Source organism: Vibrio quintilis, assembly GCF_024529975.1.
Taxonomy (GTDB): domain Bacteria; phylum Pseudomonadota; class Gammaproteobacteria; order Enterobacterales; family Vibrionaceae; genus Vibrio; species Vibrio quintilis.
In genome coordinates this window covers 877,583-891,856 of sequence record NZ_AP024897.1, presented here as the reverse complement: position 1 = coordinate 891,856, position 14,274 = coordinate 877,583, and the positions used below count along the sequence as shown (strand labels likewise).

The window sequence follows — 14,274 nt, the reverse complement described above, 5'->3', positions numbered from 1 at the left end:
TATTTATGACAAATGATGCATTGCTCTCAGCGCTTTCTCAGCTGGTTTCTGAAGAACGTAATCCGGAAACGATGGATATTGATTTGTTATCAACGTCATCTATTCTGAAACGCCTCAACCAGCAGGATAAGCTGGTTCCCTTTGCCGTTGAGAAACAAATCCCTCAGATTGCAACCGCTGTTGATTTGATCACGGAAGCCTTTAAACAGGGCGGGCGGTTAATTTATACCGGAGCAGGAACCAGTGGCCGTCTGGGAGTTCTGGATGCAGCTGAATGTCCGCCAACATTTGGTGTACCGGATAATATGGTGGTCGGGTTAATCGCCGGGGGAAAGGAAGCCATGTTTAAAGCTCAGGAAGGCGCTGAAGATTCCACTGTTTCGGCAACTGAAGATCTGAAAAAAATCAACTTTAATCATAAAGATATATTAATTGGTATAGCTGCAAGCGGCAGAACGCCATACGTATTAGGCGCTCTGGATTATGGCAATCATATTGGTGCCCATACCATCGCTATCTCCTGTAATCCTGATTCACCAGCGGCTGAAACAGCGAAAATAGCCATATCTCCGGTTGTTGGCCCGGAAGCTTTATCCGGCTCAACCCGTTTAAAATCCGGCACGGCGCAAAAACTGGTCCTCAATATGCTGACAACAGCCAGTATGATTCGCCTTGGTAAAAGCTATCAGAATCTGATGGTTGATGTTCAGGCAACCAATAAAAAACTGGAAGCAAGAGCAATCAGAATAGTGATGCAGGCAACGGATTGCGATAAACCGACGGCGGAGAAACTGCTCTCCATCAGTCAAAATAATGCGAAAATCGCAATCCTGATGCAACTCACCGGTATGGATTACCCGGAAGCGATTAAGACCTTATCTCAGTCACAGGGGTTTTTAAGAAAAGCTATCCAGCGCTCTTCAGAAGAATGAGTATTTACTGATTAAACTGCTGCCAGCCGCGCCGCCATTCAAGGCGGAAACGGTTGCCGCTTGGCGTTCCATCGCAAACACCATCATAGTATTGCCCTGAAAGTCCAATCTGATAAGCAAAATCCGGATTACAGAAAGTCTTGATACCCTCGCTGTAACCTTTGTCATAATCTGATTGCTGAGTAACATCTAAAGCAGATAAAACTTTATAAGTACGCTGATGATGGCCGGCAATGCCATCCCGGTATCCGGCCCGATACCAATTATCAGTTTGCACCGGATCCGAACCAGAGCACCCGGAAATAAGCAATACAACTACAGCAAAGCACCAAACTGGATTTTTCATATCAACTCCAAGGTTTTCCACAACTATGCCACCATTATGATATTCCCTCAAGTGCTCCTTCGCCGCACCACAAATCCCAATAGCAGCAGATGAACGACCTGAAATGTCAACAATCAAATACATTACATTGTAGGTCAGATGAACACACCGGACCGGAGTAAATCCATCCCGCTTTCCGGAAACAGACTCCGCAAACCACTTAATGGCTGAGCGAACCACTCAAATACTTATACGGCCATTCAATTGAGTTTTAAATGCGTTGATCTTTCTACCCGTTTAATCTGGATAATGCATTCTTTTTATGCGCAACAGAAGGAAGATAACTATGTGGTGGTTTTTGATATGTCTTGCCGCATTAGTCGGCGGTTATTTCATCTACGGAACCTTTATAGAAAGGATTTTCGGAGTGAATGAAAAGCGGGCAACACCAGCTTATACCCAGCAGGATGGTGTTGATTATGTTCCACTTCCAACCTCAAAAGTCTATTTAGTTCAACTTCTTAACATTGCAGGTGTCGGCCCTATTTTTGGTCCGATTATGGGTGCCTTGTACGGTCCGGCCGCCTTACTCTGGATTGTTATTGGCAGTATATTTGCCGGTGCAGTGCACGATTACTTCTCAGGCATGTTATCTGTCAGAAATGATGGAGCCTCAGTGCCTGGTATAACCGGTAAGTACCTGGGGAATGGCGCAAGACATTTCATGAATGTATTCGCTATTATTCTGCTGATTCTGGTCGGTGTGGTATTTGTTTCTGCCCCCGCAGGCATGCTCACAAATCTGATCAACGAGCAAACCTCACTTCACCTCGGCACAGGAATTATGGTTGTATTTATTTTTGCCTATTACATTCTCGCAACCATTGTGCCGGTCGATAAAATTATCGGACGTCTTTACCCGATATTTGGCGCTTTGCTGATTTTCATGTCTGTGGGTCTGATGACCGCAATATCATTTTCCGGGGAGCATTCTATTATGCCGGGATTTCAATTTGGCGATATGTTCAGCAACCTGAACCCGCATGACATGCCACTCTGGCCCGCTCTGTTTATTACTATTGCATGCGGCGCAATTTCTGGTTTTCATGCGACTCAATCTCCATTGATGGCCAGATGTATGGAGAATGAAAAGAACGGACGATTTGTCTTTTACGGCGCAATGATTGGTGAAGGTATTATTGCACTCATCTGGTGTACCATTTCTCTTTCATTCTTTGATTCAATCGACGGTCTGGCTGACGCAATCAGCCATGGCGGACCTGGGAATGTTGTTTACACCTCATCATTTGGATTACTTGGTGTTTTTGGTGGTGTGCTTGCTTTTCTTGGGGTGGTCATTCTTCCGATTACTTCCGGAGATACAGCCTTCCGCTCAAGTCGCCTCATTCTGGCAGAATACTTTAACCTCGAACAAAAAACGTTAAAAAGCCGCCTGATGATGGCATTACCTCTCTTTGTAATTGGCGGAATACTAACGCAAGTCGATTTTGGCATTATCTGGCGATATTTTGGTTTTGCCAATCAAAGTACGGCAGTCATCATGTTGTGGACAGCATCTGCGTACCTGATCAGACACCAGAAGCTACACTGGATTACCTCGATTCCCGCACTCTTTATGACGACCGTTTGTGTGAGTTTTATCCTGAGCAGTCAGACGCTTGGATTTGGGTTACCGATGCAACTATCGACGATTCTTGGCTTTATCTGTTCGATCGCTGTACTGGCATATGTGATTAAGGTAGCCAGAAAAGGCAAAGATCTGAGCGAAACAAACAAAACAGCTGAAAACCTGACCAGAACAACTTAATCCTGGATGTCATGAGCTATGTACAAAAAAGAGTTCTTCTGCAATGAAGAACTCTTTTCATATTTATATAATCTGCTTAATCTGTAGTTCTTTGGGGACTTCAAAAAACATATTTTCTTCCCGCCCGGATATTTCTTCAACCGAAGTCGCCCCCAAAGACTGAATCCGCTCTAAAATTTGATTCACCAGCTCTTCAGGCGCAGAAGCCCCGGCGGTTACACCAATGGTCTCAATATCCTGAAACCAGGAAGCCTCAATATCTTCCGGACGATCAGTTAAATACCCTTTCGTTCCCAGCTTTTCAGCCAGTTCTTTTAAACGTGTTGAATTAGAAGAGTTACGGGATCCGACAACGATCATGATATCAACCTGCTGAGACAGCATCCTCACAGCATCCTGCCGGTTTTGTGTGGCATAACAAATATCATCTTTTCTTGGTCCCTGAATATCAGGAAAGACTTCTCTGAGCTTATCAATCACACCTGCCGTTTCATCCACAGACAATGTGGTCTGGCTGACATAATGAAGATTATCCGGCTGTTTTACGACCGCTTTCAGCTTCTCGACATCCGCGGCATTTTCAACCAGATACATGCCACCACTCCCGCTCGAATATTGCCCCATCGTGCCTTCAACTTCCGGGTGCCCGGCATGTCCGATTAATACCACCTCCATGCTCTTCCGGCTGGCGCGGGCCACTTCCATATGAACCTTAGTAACTAAAGGGCAGGTAGCATCAAAGACAGTTAAATCCCGGTTTTTTGCTTCATTTCTTACAGCCTGAGAAACCCCATGAGCAGAAAAGATAACAATATTATTATCAGGAACTTCATGGAGCTCTTCGACAAAAACAGCCCCTCTCCGTTTCAGATCTTCCACCACAAAACGATTGTGGACAACCTCATGACGCACATAAATCGGTGGCTGATATAGCGACAAAGCACGCTCAACAATACTAATGGCCCGATCGACACCAGCACAAAAACCACGGGGGTTTGCTAATAATATTTTCATGTTACAGCTCACAGAGTAATTTTACTGACAGGCATCAGTAATATAAGTTTAATCAACCGATAAAATCTCAACATCAAAAACAACATTTTGCCCTGATAGCGGATGATTGAAATCAACAGTGACAGACTCCCCGTTAATTTCAGAAATAATACCGGGAATTTCCATCCCGTCAGGTCCGCTGAATGCCATTATAATACCTGTCTCCAGCTCCTGACCCGCAAAACGGGCTCTGTCCATATGATGAATATTGTCCGGATTAGGCAATCCGAATGCATCCTGAGCTTCAAGTGCAATCGATTTTTTCTCCCCTGCTTTCAACCCAAACAGACATTTCTCGAAATTATCGCTCAGACTCCCATCACCAATGACCAACCGGGCGGGTTTATTCATCTGATATGTACTATCAGCCACAGAGCCATCTTCCAGTTTTATTGTAAAGTGCAGAGCAACAGCACTATCTTTTTGTATTGTTTTTATAGTCATGACTTTTGCTTCCTCTCAGGGAAAAGTGGATCCCTTTATGACAAAAAGCGCTCTCCGAATCAACAGACAGCGCTTAAGGTTATTGAACAATATCAGAACTCATTCAGAATTATCTGAACAGAGTCGTCATCGCTCTATTTTTTACGAAAACCATCAAAAATAAGCATGGCAGCTCCGATACAAATGGAACTATCCGCTAAATTAAATGCGGGCCAGTGATAATTTTTCCAATAAAAATCAAGATAATCGACAACATATCCATGAACAATCCGATCAAATACATTTCCGACAGCGCCGCCGATAATCATCGCGTAAGCAACATTACTCCATTTTTCTGCAGCAGCTTGCTTTCTCATCCAGAAAAGCAGAATGAACACGACACCAAAGGCAATTCCGGAAAAGAGCCATCGTTGCCAGCCTGATTGTTCACTCAAAAAATTAAAAGCTGCACCATGGTTATGAACATAGAGCAGGTTAAAAAACGGCAGCACCTCAATCCGGTGTGCAAACCCATAGCCCACATGATTCATCACTAAATATTTCACAGAAATATCCAGTACAAAAACCAAGGCTGCCAGCCATAGCCAGCGAAGCCCCGAATTTTTCAATGTCAGTTCAGTCATGTTAGTCCGCCAGTTTATGCGAATTTGCGGATTTCGCCATCGCCATCCACATTCGATACGCAGCGCCCGCAAATATGCTCATGTCCCTCAACCGAACCTACATCCGCAGTGTGATGCCAGCAACGTTCACATTTTTCGTACCCGGTTGCCATCACTTCAACAAATAAACCTTCCACTTCAGTTTCATGTGCGCCCGGGCTCTTTTCCGCCAATGGTTTGACTGTCGCTTTTGACGTGAGCAGAACAAAACGAAGTTCGTCTTCCAGCTGGTTTAGTTTTTCAGCCAGCTTATCATCAGCGAACAGAACCACTTCAGCCTGAAGAGATCCACCGATAGTTTTTTCGTTACGGGCAGATTCCAGTAATTTATTCACAGCACCACGTACATGCTGAATGTCTGTCCAGAATGCATTATCAAATGCATCGCCATCTTCTAAGCCGACCAGTCCGTCATACCATTCAGTGGTAAAAACAAACTTATCCCGTGATTCACCATTCGCCTGTTTCGCCGGCATCTCAGACCAAATTTCATCGGCTGTAAATGACATCACAGGCGCCATCCAGCGAACCAGCGCTTCGGCAATATAAAACAGAGCTGTTTGGCAACTACGCTGAGCGTGACCGCCACGCTTCGCCGTATATTGACGATCCTTAATCACATCCAGATAAAAAGAACCCATTTCAATCGAGCAGAAATGCATTAACCGTTGAATCACCGCATGTGTGTTATACGTATCATATGCTTTAATGATCTCTTCCTGAGCAGCTAAAGCCTGACCCACAGCCCATTTGTCTAATGCAATCATATCCTGTACCGGAACAAGATCCGTTTCAGGGTTAAAACCATTCAGGTTCGACAACAGGAAACGTGCTGTGTTACGGATTCTCCGGTACGCATCAGCGCTACGCTTCAGAATCTCATCAGAGACAGCGACTTCACCGGTATAGTCGGTAGAAGCAACCCAAAGGCGTAAAATATCAGCACCGAGTTTGTTCACCACATCTTTAGGAGCAACCGTATTACCAATCGACTTGGACATTTTCCGTCCTTGTCCGTCAACGGTAAAACCATGAGTTAAAACCTGTTTGTATGGTGCTTTGTCCTTCATTGCAATGGATGAAATCAAAGACGACTGAAACCAGCCACGGTGTTGATCCGAACCTTCAAGATACATATCTGCAGGCTGACCATTAAATTCTTCACGGCTATCAACAACAGCATAATGTGTGACGCCGGAATCAAACCAAACATCCAGCGTATCTAAAACTTTCTCATACTGCTCAGAATCTTCAGGGTTCAACAAAGTCGCAGGATCCAAATCCCACCAGGCCTGAATTCCTTTTTCTTCAACCAACAAGGCCACTTTTTCAATCAACGCCGGTGTATCAGGGTGCAACTCAGCTGTTTCTTTATGAACAAATAATGCAATTGGTGTTCCCCAGGTACGCTGTCTTGAAATACACCATTCAGGGCGGCCTTCGATCATAGCTTCAATACGGTTTTGCCCCCAGTCAGGAATCCACTGAACATCCTGAATCGCACCTAATGCTTTATTCCGCAAACCAGACTGATCCATTGAAACAAACCACTGTGGCGTTGCTCTGAAAATAATTGGGGTTTTATGACGCCAGCAATGTGGATAGCTGTGCTCATATGCATGATGGTGTAAAAGCGCACCTTGTTCTTCCAGTACAGCAATCACCGCATCATTTGCTTTGAAGACGTGTTGCCCTGCAAATAACTCGGTATCCGGAAGAAATACACCATTTGAGCCCACAGGATTTGCAACTTCAAGATCATATTTTTGCCCGACAGCAAAGTCTTCCTGACCATGACCTGGTGCTGTATGAACAACCCCGGTCCCTGAATCAGTCGTCACATGATCGCCAAGAATAGCCGGCACAGTAAAATCATAAAAAGGATGCCTGAAGCGACTTAACTCCAGATCCACCCCTTTCGCAAAACCAAGATTATGGAAATGAGCAATATCAGCCCGATCCATCACATCTTTGGCCAGCTCAGATGCAACAATAACTCTCTCAGCTGCACGGCCAGTTGCTGAATCAGCTTCAATCTGAATCAGGACATACTCAAGATCATCGCGTAAACAAACCGCCCGGTTTGCAGGCAGAGTCCACGGTGTCGTTGTCCAGATAACAACTGAAAGATCACCTTCACCTTCATGCCCTTCATTCAGAGCAAATTTAGCCAGCAGAGCTGCTTCATCAGCAGCTTTGAACCGGACATCGATTGAAGGAGAGACTTTATCTTTATATTCAACTTCAGCTTCTGCCAGTGCAGAGCCACAGTCTGTACACCAGTGAACCGGCTTAAAGCCTTTGAGTAAATGGCCCTGATCGGCAATTTTACCTAATGCACGAATAATGTTTGCTTCTGTTGCAAAATCCATTGTGCGATAAGGCTTATCCCATTCACCCAAAATTCCAAGACGCTTAAAGCTTTCTTTCTGACCTTCAACCTGACCCGCAGCATACTCACGGCATTTTTCACGGAATTCTGCTGCCGTCACTTTTTGCCCGGGTTTACCCACTTTCTTTTCAACCATGAGCTCAATGGGTAATCCATGACAATCCCAGCCAGGGACATAAGGCGCGTCAAAACCAGCAAGCGTTTTGGACTTGATAATAATGTCTTTAAGAATCTTATTCAGAGCGTGACCAATATGAATGTCACCATTAGCATATGGAGGACCATCGTGTAGTACAAAAGATTTTTTGCCTTTTTTTGCTTTACGGATTTCACCGTATAAATCTTCATCATACCAACGTTTCAGCATTTCCGGCTCACGTTTAGCCAGATTACCACGCATTGGAAACCCTGTTTCAGGTAAATTCAGGGTATCTTTATATTCACTCATCGATTCTTAATTCCGTTATTCTGGGCGAAGTTAGACACGACATTAACCGGACTGATCCGGCTAATCTGCACATTGAAGCAACCACACCCTTGCTGCTTCTGCATCTGATTCAATTTGTTGTTTTAAAGCTTCAAATGAAGCAAATTTAAACTCGTCACGAATCTTATATAAAAGAGACACTTCCAGCTGTTTGCCGTACAAATCACCGTGAAAGTCAAATAAGTGGACTTCAAGCTGTTGTCTGACACCATTCACCGTTGGCCGCTGACCGATATTTGCAATTCCGGAAACCGGTTCTCCGGCAACGCCTTCAACCTGCACAACATAAACACCACTCACCGGTGAAACACAACGTTTCAGCGGGATATTTGCCGTTGGAAAGCCAATTGTGCGACCTAATTTTCTTCCATGAGAAACACGGCCACTGATACTATAGTTCCTGCCCAGCATTTCACTTGCTTCCGGAAGTTCATTACGGGCCAAAGCATCGCGAATTGCAGTACTGCTGACACGTAAGGAATCAAGACAAAAGCTATTCGAACTGACAACATCAAAGCCATACTGCTTTCCGGCCTGCTTTAACATATCAAAATTGCCACGCCGGGCTTTGCCAAAACAAAAGTCATCACCAATGACCAGAAACTTAACACCCAAACGCTTAACCAACAAGTCATGAATAAACGACTCCGGCTCAATTTGTGCAAATTGTTCACTAAAATTTATACACAGCAAGCGATCAATATCCAGCTTACTCAACTGAACATACTTGTCTCTCAAGCGTGTTAAGCGTGCCGGCGCCTTATCTTTTGCAAATACTTCTAAAGGCTGAGGTTCGAATGTCATCACAACAGAAGACATCTTCAGCGATTTAGCTTTCTCAACAACCAGGCGAAGCACATGCTGATGACCTAAATGGACACCATCAAAATTACCAATAGTTAAAACACAGCCATCAGGCTGTGTTTTCAAATTGTGGATACCGCGGATCAATTCCATGGAAAATGTTTAAAACCTATGCAGTCCAGTCTGTTCAAGGTAATGAAGCCGGAGAATTATATACTAATCATTATCTGTCTGTCGCTGCTTTTATCATCGACACCCTGTGACACGATAAGAACCCGGGCGACACCGCTTATATCAAAAAATTTGATTATCTGGGGACGATATGCCTGAAGCGAATGCCGAGAATCCCCCCGGAAATCAGATAGACCAAAGCACCGGCGATAATCAATCCTGCAAGTCTTAACCCCCGCTCCCATATTCCCCAGATTAACCAGTGAGTCATCTCACTGAGCATCATATACAAACAGACACTCATAATGGCGCCGGATACCACGAGCTTCATTACAAAAACTATCGTATCTGTATGGATCTTATACACATTAGCCAGATGTAATCCTCTGTATAGCAGGGCCATATTAATCAATGCAGACAAAGCTGTTGCCATTGCAAGACCAACATAACCAAATAAATACGCAAAAATCGCATTAAAAAACATATTAGATATCATCGCAACAATGCCATATCTGACCGGCGTTTTTGTGTCCTGACGGGAATAATAGCCCGGTGCCAGTATTTTAATCAGCATGAAGCTGATCAGCCCGGAGGCATACGCCATTAAAGAAAGAGAGGCATGCTCAACATCAGATACTGAAAACGCCCCTCTCATGAATAAAACCATCAACATGGGCTTTGATAAAACAATCAATCCCAGCATTGCAGGAATACCCAACAGACAAACCATACGAACGCCCCAGTCCATCGTTCTGGCAAAACCATCACTCTGCTCTTCAACATAATTTCGGGATAATGCCGGCAAAATAACCGTCGCAATTGCAATACCAAACAACCCCAGAGGAAATTCCAGCAATCGATCTGAGTAATATAACCAGCTGATTGATCCGGTCTGAAGAAAACTGGCTATCAGCGTATCGAACAGAAGATTGATTTGGCTGACCGAAACCCCAAACAAAGCCGGAATCATTAATGTTCTGATTTTAATCACACCCGGATCATGCCAACCCCAGCGGGGACGCACAAAAACACCTGCCTGAATTAAAAAAGGAATCTGGAATAAAAACTGGACCAGTCCTCCTAAAAACACACCGATCGCCAAACCAATCTCTGGTTGTTGTAAATGAGGAGATATAAATAGGGCTGCGCCAATAATCATGACGTTTAAGAACACCGGAGTAAATGATGAAACAGCAAACTTACCTAACGTATTCAGTATCGCTCCGGATAAAGCGACAAATGTAATAAACCATAAATAGGGGAAAGTAATTTTTAATAGCAAACTTGCCAACTCAAACTTACCTGCTGACGGACCATCATTTAACCAGTCGAGATACCATCCGGCACCAAAGACAGCAGTCACAACCCCGGATCCGATAATACCCGCAAAAGTCACAAGCGTGACCAATACACCCAAAGTACCTGAAACTCTGGCAATCAACATCCGGGTTTCGTTCATGTCATCTCTGGCATGGTACTCTGTCAGTACCGGAACAAAAGCCTGGGAGAAAGCCCCTTCAGCAAATAAACGCCTTAAAAAATTGGGAATTCTGTTAGCAAAAAAGAACACATCCGCGCTGACACCCGCTCCCATCAGATTTGCGACAACAATATCCCGGACTAATCCAAGAACACGGGATACCAATGTCATCACACTGACAATAAGACCTGATTTGAGAAGACGTTTACTCACTACAACCTCGATAAAGCCTGGCAAAAAATAAAGGTAAACTTTAAGCATGGCCTGAAAGAATAAACCAGAGTGACCTCAAGCTGGTATTGCTAAAAGAATACTGTTAGAATCCACGCCATCTTAACCGTGAAGACCGTTGTATACCAAAAAAATGTTTGGCTGAGATTGGTTTTTGCACAAATCATTTGACATTTATTGATAAATAAGGGATAGTTCCGGCCCTTAAAATGTCACCGAATTAAAGTTTTTGGGAGTAGACCCTTGGCAAATAGTAAATCTGCTAAGAAGCGCGCTATCCAGGCCGAGAAACGTCGTCAGCATAATGCTAGTCGTCGTTCAATGATGCGCACTTACATGAAAAAAACTGTTGCAGCTATTGAAGCTGGCGACAAAGAAGCTGCTACAGCTGCATTTGCAGCAGTAACACCGATTTTAGATCGTATGGCGACTAAAGGCCTTATTCACAAGAATAAAGCAGCTCGTCATAAGTCTCGTTTCGCAGCAGCAATCAAAGCACTTTAATTTTTTAATTTGTTTTGATTTATCAAGAAAATAAAAAAACCGACTTTTAGTCGGTTTTTTTATTTGTGACGTTCAGTCAGTGATATCTAAGCACAATAAAGCTGATGAAGTACTTCCATAACAGCTTTCACATTATCACTACTTAATGAATAGTAAACCGTTTGTGCTTCTTTTCGCGTCGTCACCAGTTCATCTCTCCTCAGCCAGGCTAAATGCTGGGACAAAGCAGATTGACTCAGGGACAGCTTCTCGCTTAATTCTCCAACCGATAGCTCCTGATCAAGTAATAAACACAATATCTGAAGTCGTCTTTCATTTGCCATCGCTTTTAACAAGACGACAGCTTTTGCTGAATTTTCTTCTAATGCTTTAAGATTCAAAATAAAAGACCTCTTTTTTCATAATCCTACCGATATTGTTGCTCACAACAATACGATGAATAACCCAACCTCAGACTGAAAAAGGATACTGAATCGGTTCATGGCATTGGTAACCATCAACCTGAAAATCATCCAGGGTGACCCAGGTTTCAAGATCCTCAAGAGAACGAATATCCGGATTAATCGTCAGACGAGGAGATGGAAAAGGCTGCCTTGGTAACTGAACATCACGCATCAACTCAAGTTGATCTTCGTAAATATGGGCATTCACAATCTTATGGTATGCCATTCCTGGCTTCTTCCCGGTAATTTGAGCCATTAACACCAGAAATACATAAACCTGAACCATATTAAAGTTCAATCCGAGGGGAACATCACATGAACGTTGCGTGCTGTTGAGGAACAGGGTATCCCCCAGCAACGAAAAATGATGGCTGTACATACAAGGCCTCAGGCACCCCATATGAAACTCACCCGGGTTATAGAAATTCAGGATTTCTCCCCTATCATCTGTTCCCCTGGTTAGATCATCAACAATTTTTTTCAGTTGATCAATATGTCCGCCATCGGGTTTTGCCCAAGCCCTTCCCTGAACACCATAGACGCGTCCCATATCATCTTCACCACGACGATAAGGGTTGTTTAGCCATGCTTCGTTTTGATTTGCATTTGCATCCCATGTTTTCGTTCCTAAACGGCGAAAATCAGCAGCGTTATCGTAACCCCTGATATAGCCTAACAGCTCGGCAACAGCAGCTTTCCAAAAACTCTTACGGGTAGTCACTAACGGAAATTCCCGGGCTGATGCATCATATGTCAAATCAGCATTAATAACGGTTAAACAACGTTTACCCGTTCTTTCATTTTCAACCCAAACACCTTCATCAATAATTCGTTGACAAAGTTCAAGATACTGCTTCAAATTTTTAACCCCGATAAGCTTATTGAATTGACTGTCGGTTAGACTTATATGCCCAGATCATCAGCAATATTCCGCCCAAAAGCATAGGTAATGACAGAATTTGCCCCATCGAAATACCACCGATAAACAGACCCAGTTGTGCATCCGGTTCTCTGAAATGTTCAACAAAAATCCGCACCAGGGCATAGCCTATCAAAAAGAGACCTGCAACAGAACCAACCGGTCTTTTTTTACGAATAAATACATTAAGAATAATAAAGAGCACCACCCCTTCCAGCAGAAACTCATAAATCTGTGAAGGATGACGTGGCACAGGCCCTGCACCAGGAAAAATCATTGCCCACGGAACATCCGTTGTACGCCCCCATAATTCACCATTCATAAAGTTTCCAAGACGGCCTAAAGCCAGACCAAATGGAACCAGAGGTGCAATAAAATCAGCCACAGCAAAAAACCGGCGATTGTTCCTTCTCGCATACCAGAACATGGCAGTCATCACACCTAATAATCCGCCGTGAAAAGACATGCCGCCAGTCCACACTTTAAACAGATAAAGCGGATCCTGAAGCCAGAAATCAAAACCATAAAAAATCACGTATCCAAGACGCCCGCCAACGATAACCCCGATAAACCCGGCAAATAACAAATCGGACACCTGCTCCTTTGTCCAGCCACTATCAGGTCTTGCTGCTCTTCTGTTGGCTAACCAGGTCGCAAACAAAAAACCAAACAAATACATGAGGCCATACCATCGAACAGACAAAGGCCCGATCGAAAATAGCACTGGATCAATATTAGGAAACTGAAGAAACCCGTGAGACATAAGTCATTACTCTTTTTGATTTAAATAACAGCCATATTTAACGCGTTAGCATATGAACAGATACAAACATTAAAAAAACAGAAAATATTTTTTTCAGGATAGGAGTTGGCAGTTCTGTCGCCAGCTTCGCCCCAAATTTTGTCAAAATTATCGATGTACATGAGATAAATAATAGTGCAGGCAAATAAACATAACCCAGACTATACGGAGGCAGGTCGCTTACAGTCACACCGTGCAGGATGAAACCAAGCATTCCGGAAACAGCAATAATACAACCACACACGGATGATGAACCGACCGATTTACGCATTTCAACACCATGGCGGTTTAAGAAAGGGACTGACAATGCTCCGCCACCAATTCCGGCAAGGCTTGCAATCACCCCAATCAGAATACCGCTCAAAGAAGTCATCACGGGTCCCGGCATCGGTTTAAAAGTTTGAATCCGGATGGAACGAAACATCTGTACAGACAATATCAATACAATGATCCCAAATACTTTTGGGAGATACTCAGCTGGTATCATTTCAGCCAGCGTTGCTCCAATAAATCCACCACATACGACGCCCGGCACCAGCCATTTAATTGCAAAAATATCAATATTACCAAATCTGAGGTGATTCAGCGCTGAAGAACCGGAGGTAAGAATAATCGTAGAAAGGGAAGTAGCCAAGGCTATTTGCATAGCCAAACCGTCTGGAATCCCGGCATGAGGTAGTAAATAAAGCAAAGCAGGAACAACTATCAACCCTCCTCCGATTCCAAGCAAACCAGCCAGAACACCAACAATGCTACCCAGTAGCATCAGTTCAGCGATAAACTCAATATTCAATCCA

At 43.8% G+C, this 14,274-nt stretch carries 14 protein-coding genes; 3 read left to right on the top strand and 11 right to left on the bottom strand.

From position 1 onward, the window contains the following. Nucleotides 1–5 precede the first annotated feature (5 nt). The gene (gene murQ / locus OC443_RS04305; protein WP_073580146.1) at nucleotides 6–932 is read left to right on the top strand and encodes an N-acetylmuramic acid 6-phosphate etherase; all 927 of its coding nucleotides are present in this window, start codon (nucleotides 6–8) and stop codon (nucleotides 930–932) included. 4 nt (nucleotides 933–936) lie between these two features. Here murQ and OC443_RS04300 read toward each other — a convergent pair whose 3' ends face one another. Beyond that, nucleotides 937–1,278 carry a DUF2799 domain-containing protein gene (locus OC443_RS04300; protein ID WP_073580323.1) on the bottom strand — a complete coding sequence of 114 codons (342 nt, stop codon included), beginning with the start codon at nucleotides 1,276–1,278 and terminating at the stop codon, nucleotides 937–939. A 325-nt stretch (nucleotides 1,279–1,603) separates the two neighbouring features. On the opposite strand from OC443_RS04300, the gene OC443_RS04295 reads away from it, so the two are divergent. Further along, the gene (locus tag OC443_RS04295) at nucleotides 1,604–3,085 is read left to right on the top strand and encodes a carbon starvation CstA family protein (protein WP_073580147.1); all 1,482 of its coding nucleotides are present in this window, start codon (nucleotides 1,604–1,606) and stop codon (nucleotides 3,083–3,085) included. A gap of 63 nt (nucleotides 3,086–3,148) precedes the next feature. On the opposite strand, the gene ispH is transcribed toward OC443_RS04295, so the two are convergent. The 6 genes from ispH to murJ all read right to left on the bottom strand — a co-directional run bounded on the left by ispH (nucleotide 3,149) and on the right by murJ (nucleotide 10,791). Continuing rightward, complete coding sequence (ispH, locus tag OC443_RS04290) at nucleotides 3,149–4,099, bottom strand: 4-hydroxy-3-methylbut-2-enyl diphosphate reductase (protein WP_073580148.1); 951 nt, start codon at nucleotides 4,097–4,099, stop codon at nucleotides 3,149–3,151. A 48-nt stretch (nucleotides 4,100–4,147) separates the two neighbouring features. Next, nucleotides 4,148–4,576, bottom strand: a complete 429-nt coding sequence (gene fkpB, locus OC443_RS04285) for an FKBP-type peptidyl-prolyl cis-trans isomerase (RefSeq protein ID WP_073580325.1) — start codon at nucleotides 4,574–4,576, stop codon at nucleotides 4,148–4,150. A 140-nt stretch (nucleotides 4,577–4,716) separates the two neighbouring features. Next, nucleotides 4,717–5,205 (bottom strand): signal peptidase II, encoded by a 489-nt coding sequence (gene lspA, locus OC443_RS04280; RefSeq protein WP_073580149.1) that lies wholly within the window; start codon nucleotides 5,203–5,205, stop codon nucleotides 4,717–4,719. Nucleotides 5,206–5,219: 14 nt separating this feature from the next. Further along, the gene (gene ileS / locus OC443_RS04275; protein ID WP_073580150.1) at nucleotides 5,220–8,084 is read right to left on the bottom strand and encodes an isoleucine--tRNA ligase; all 2,865 of its coding nucleotides are present in this window, start codon (nucleotides 8,082–8,084) and stop codon (nucleotides 5,220–5,222) included. 60 nt (nucleotides 8,085–8,144) lie between these two features. Next, nucleotides 8,145–9,080: a bifunctional riboflavin kinase/FAD synthetase gene (ribF, locus tag OC443_RS04270; RefSeq protein WP_073580151.1), complete on the bottom strand. Its 936-nt coding sequence runs from the start codon at nucleotides 9,078–9,080 to the stop codon at nucleotides 8,145–8,147. Nucleotides 9,081–9,234: 154 nt separating this feature from the next. Continuing rightward, complete coding sequence (gene murJ, locus OC443_RS04265; protein WP_442478200.1) at nucleotides 9,235–10,791, bottom strand: murein biosynthesis integral membrane protein MurJ; 1,557 nt, start codon at nucleotides 10,789–10,791, stop codon at nucleotides 9,235–9,237. 261 nt (nucleotides 10,792–11,052) lie between these two features. Between murJ and rpsT the strand changes: the two genes are divergently transcribed. Next, entirely contained in the window at nucleotides 11,053–11,313 is a 261-nt protein-coding gene (gene rpsT / locus OC443_RS04260; RefSeq protein WP_073580153.1) for a 30S ribosomal protein S20, read from the top strand. A gap of 86 nt (nucleotides 11,314–11,399) precedes the next feature. Here the strand turns inward: rpsT and OC443_RS04255 are convergent, their stop codons facing one another. The 4 genes from OC443_RS04255 to OC443_RS04240 all read right to left on the bottom strand — a co-directional run bounded on the left by OC443_RS04255 (nucleotide 11,400) and on the right by OC443_RS04240 (nucleotide 14,270). Further along, a complete protein-coding gene (locus tag OC443_RS04255; protein WP_073580154.1) occupies nucleotides 11,400–11,693 on the bottom strand; it encodes an ArsR/SmtB family transcription factor in 294 nt (97 codons plus the stop codon). A 70-nt stretch (nucleotides 11,694–11,763) separates the two neighbouring features. Then, complete coding sequence (locus OC443_RS04250; protein WP_073580155.1) at nucleotides 11,764–12,615, bottom strand: thymidylate synthase; 852 nt, start codon at nucleotides 12,613–12,615, stop codon at nucleotides 11,764–11,766. 19 nt (nucleotides 12,616–12,634) lie between these two features. Beyond that, nucleotides 12,635–13,438 carry a prolipoprotein diacylglyceryl transferase gene (gene lgt / locus OC443_RS04245; RefSeq protein WP_073580156.1) on the bottom strand — a complete coding sequence of 268 codons (804 nt, stop codon included), beginning with the start codon at nucleotides 13,436–13,438 and terminating at the stop codon, nucleotides 12,635–12,637. Between the two features lie 37 nt (nucleotides 13,439–13,475). Next, nucleotides 13,476–14,270 carry a sulfite exporter TauE/SafE family protein gene (locus OC443_RS04240; protein ID WP_073580327.1) on the bottom strand — a complete coding sequence of 265 codons (795 nt, stop codon included), beginning with the start codon at nucleotides 14,268–14,270 and terminating at the stop codon, nucleotides 13,476–13,478. Nucleotides 14,271–14,274 lie beyond the last annotated feature (4 nt).

Coding starts and splice junctions, on each gene's coding strand:
- murQ (WP_073580146.1), top strand. CDS start 6: ATGACAAATGATGCATTGCTCTCAGCGCTTTCTCAGCTGGTTTCTGAA.
- OC443_RS04300 (WP_073580323.1), bottom strand. CDS start 1,278: ATGAAAAATCCAGTTTGGTGCTTTGCTGTAGTTGTATTGCTTATTTCC.
- OC443_RS04295 (WP_073580147.1), top strand. CDS start 1,604: ATGTGGTGGTTTTTGATATGTCTTGCCGCATTAGTCGGCGGTTATTTC.
- ispH (WP_073580148.1), bottom strand. CDS start 4,099: ATGAAAATATTATTAGCAAACCCCCGTGGTTTTTGTGCTGGTGTCGAT.
- lspA (WP_073580149.1), bottom strand. CDS start 5,205: ATGACTGAACTGACATTGAAAAATTCGGGGCTTCGCTGGCTATGGCTG.
- ileS (WP_073580150.1), bottom strand. CDS start 8,084: ATGAGTGAATATAAAGATACCCTGAATTTACCTGAAACAGGGTTTCCA.
- ribF (WP_073580151.1), bottom strand. CDS start 9,080: ATGGAATTGATCCGCGGTATCCACAATTTGAAAACACAGCCTGATGGC.
- lgt (WP_073580156.1), bottom strand. CDS start 13,438: ATGTCTCACGGGTTTCTTCAGTTTCCTAATATTGATCCAGTGCTATTT.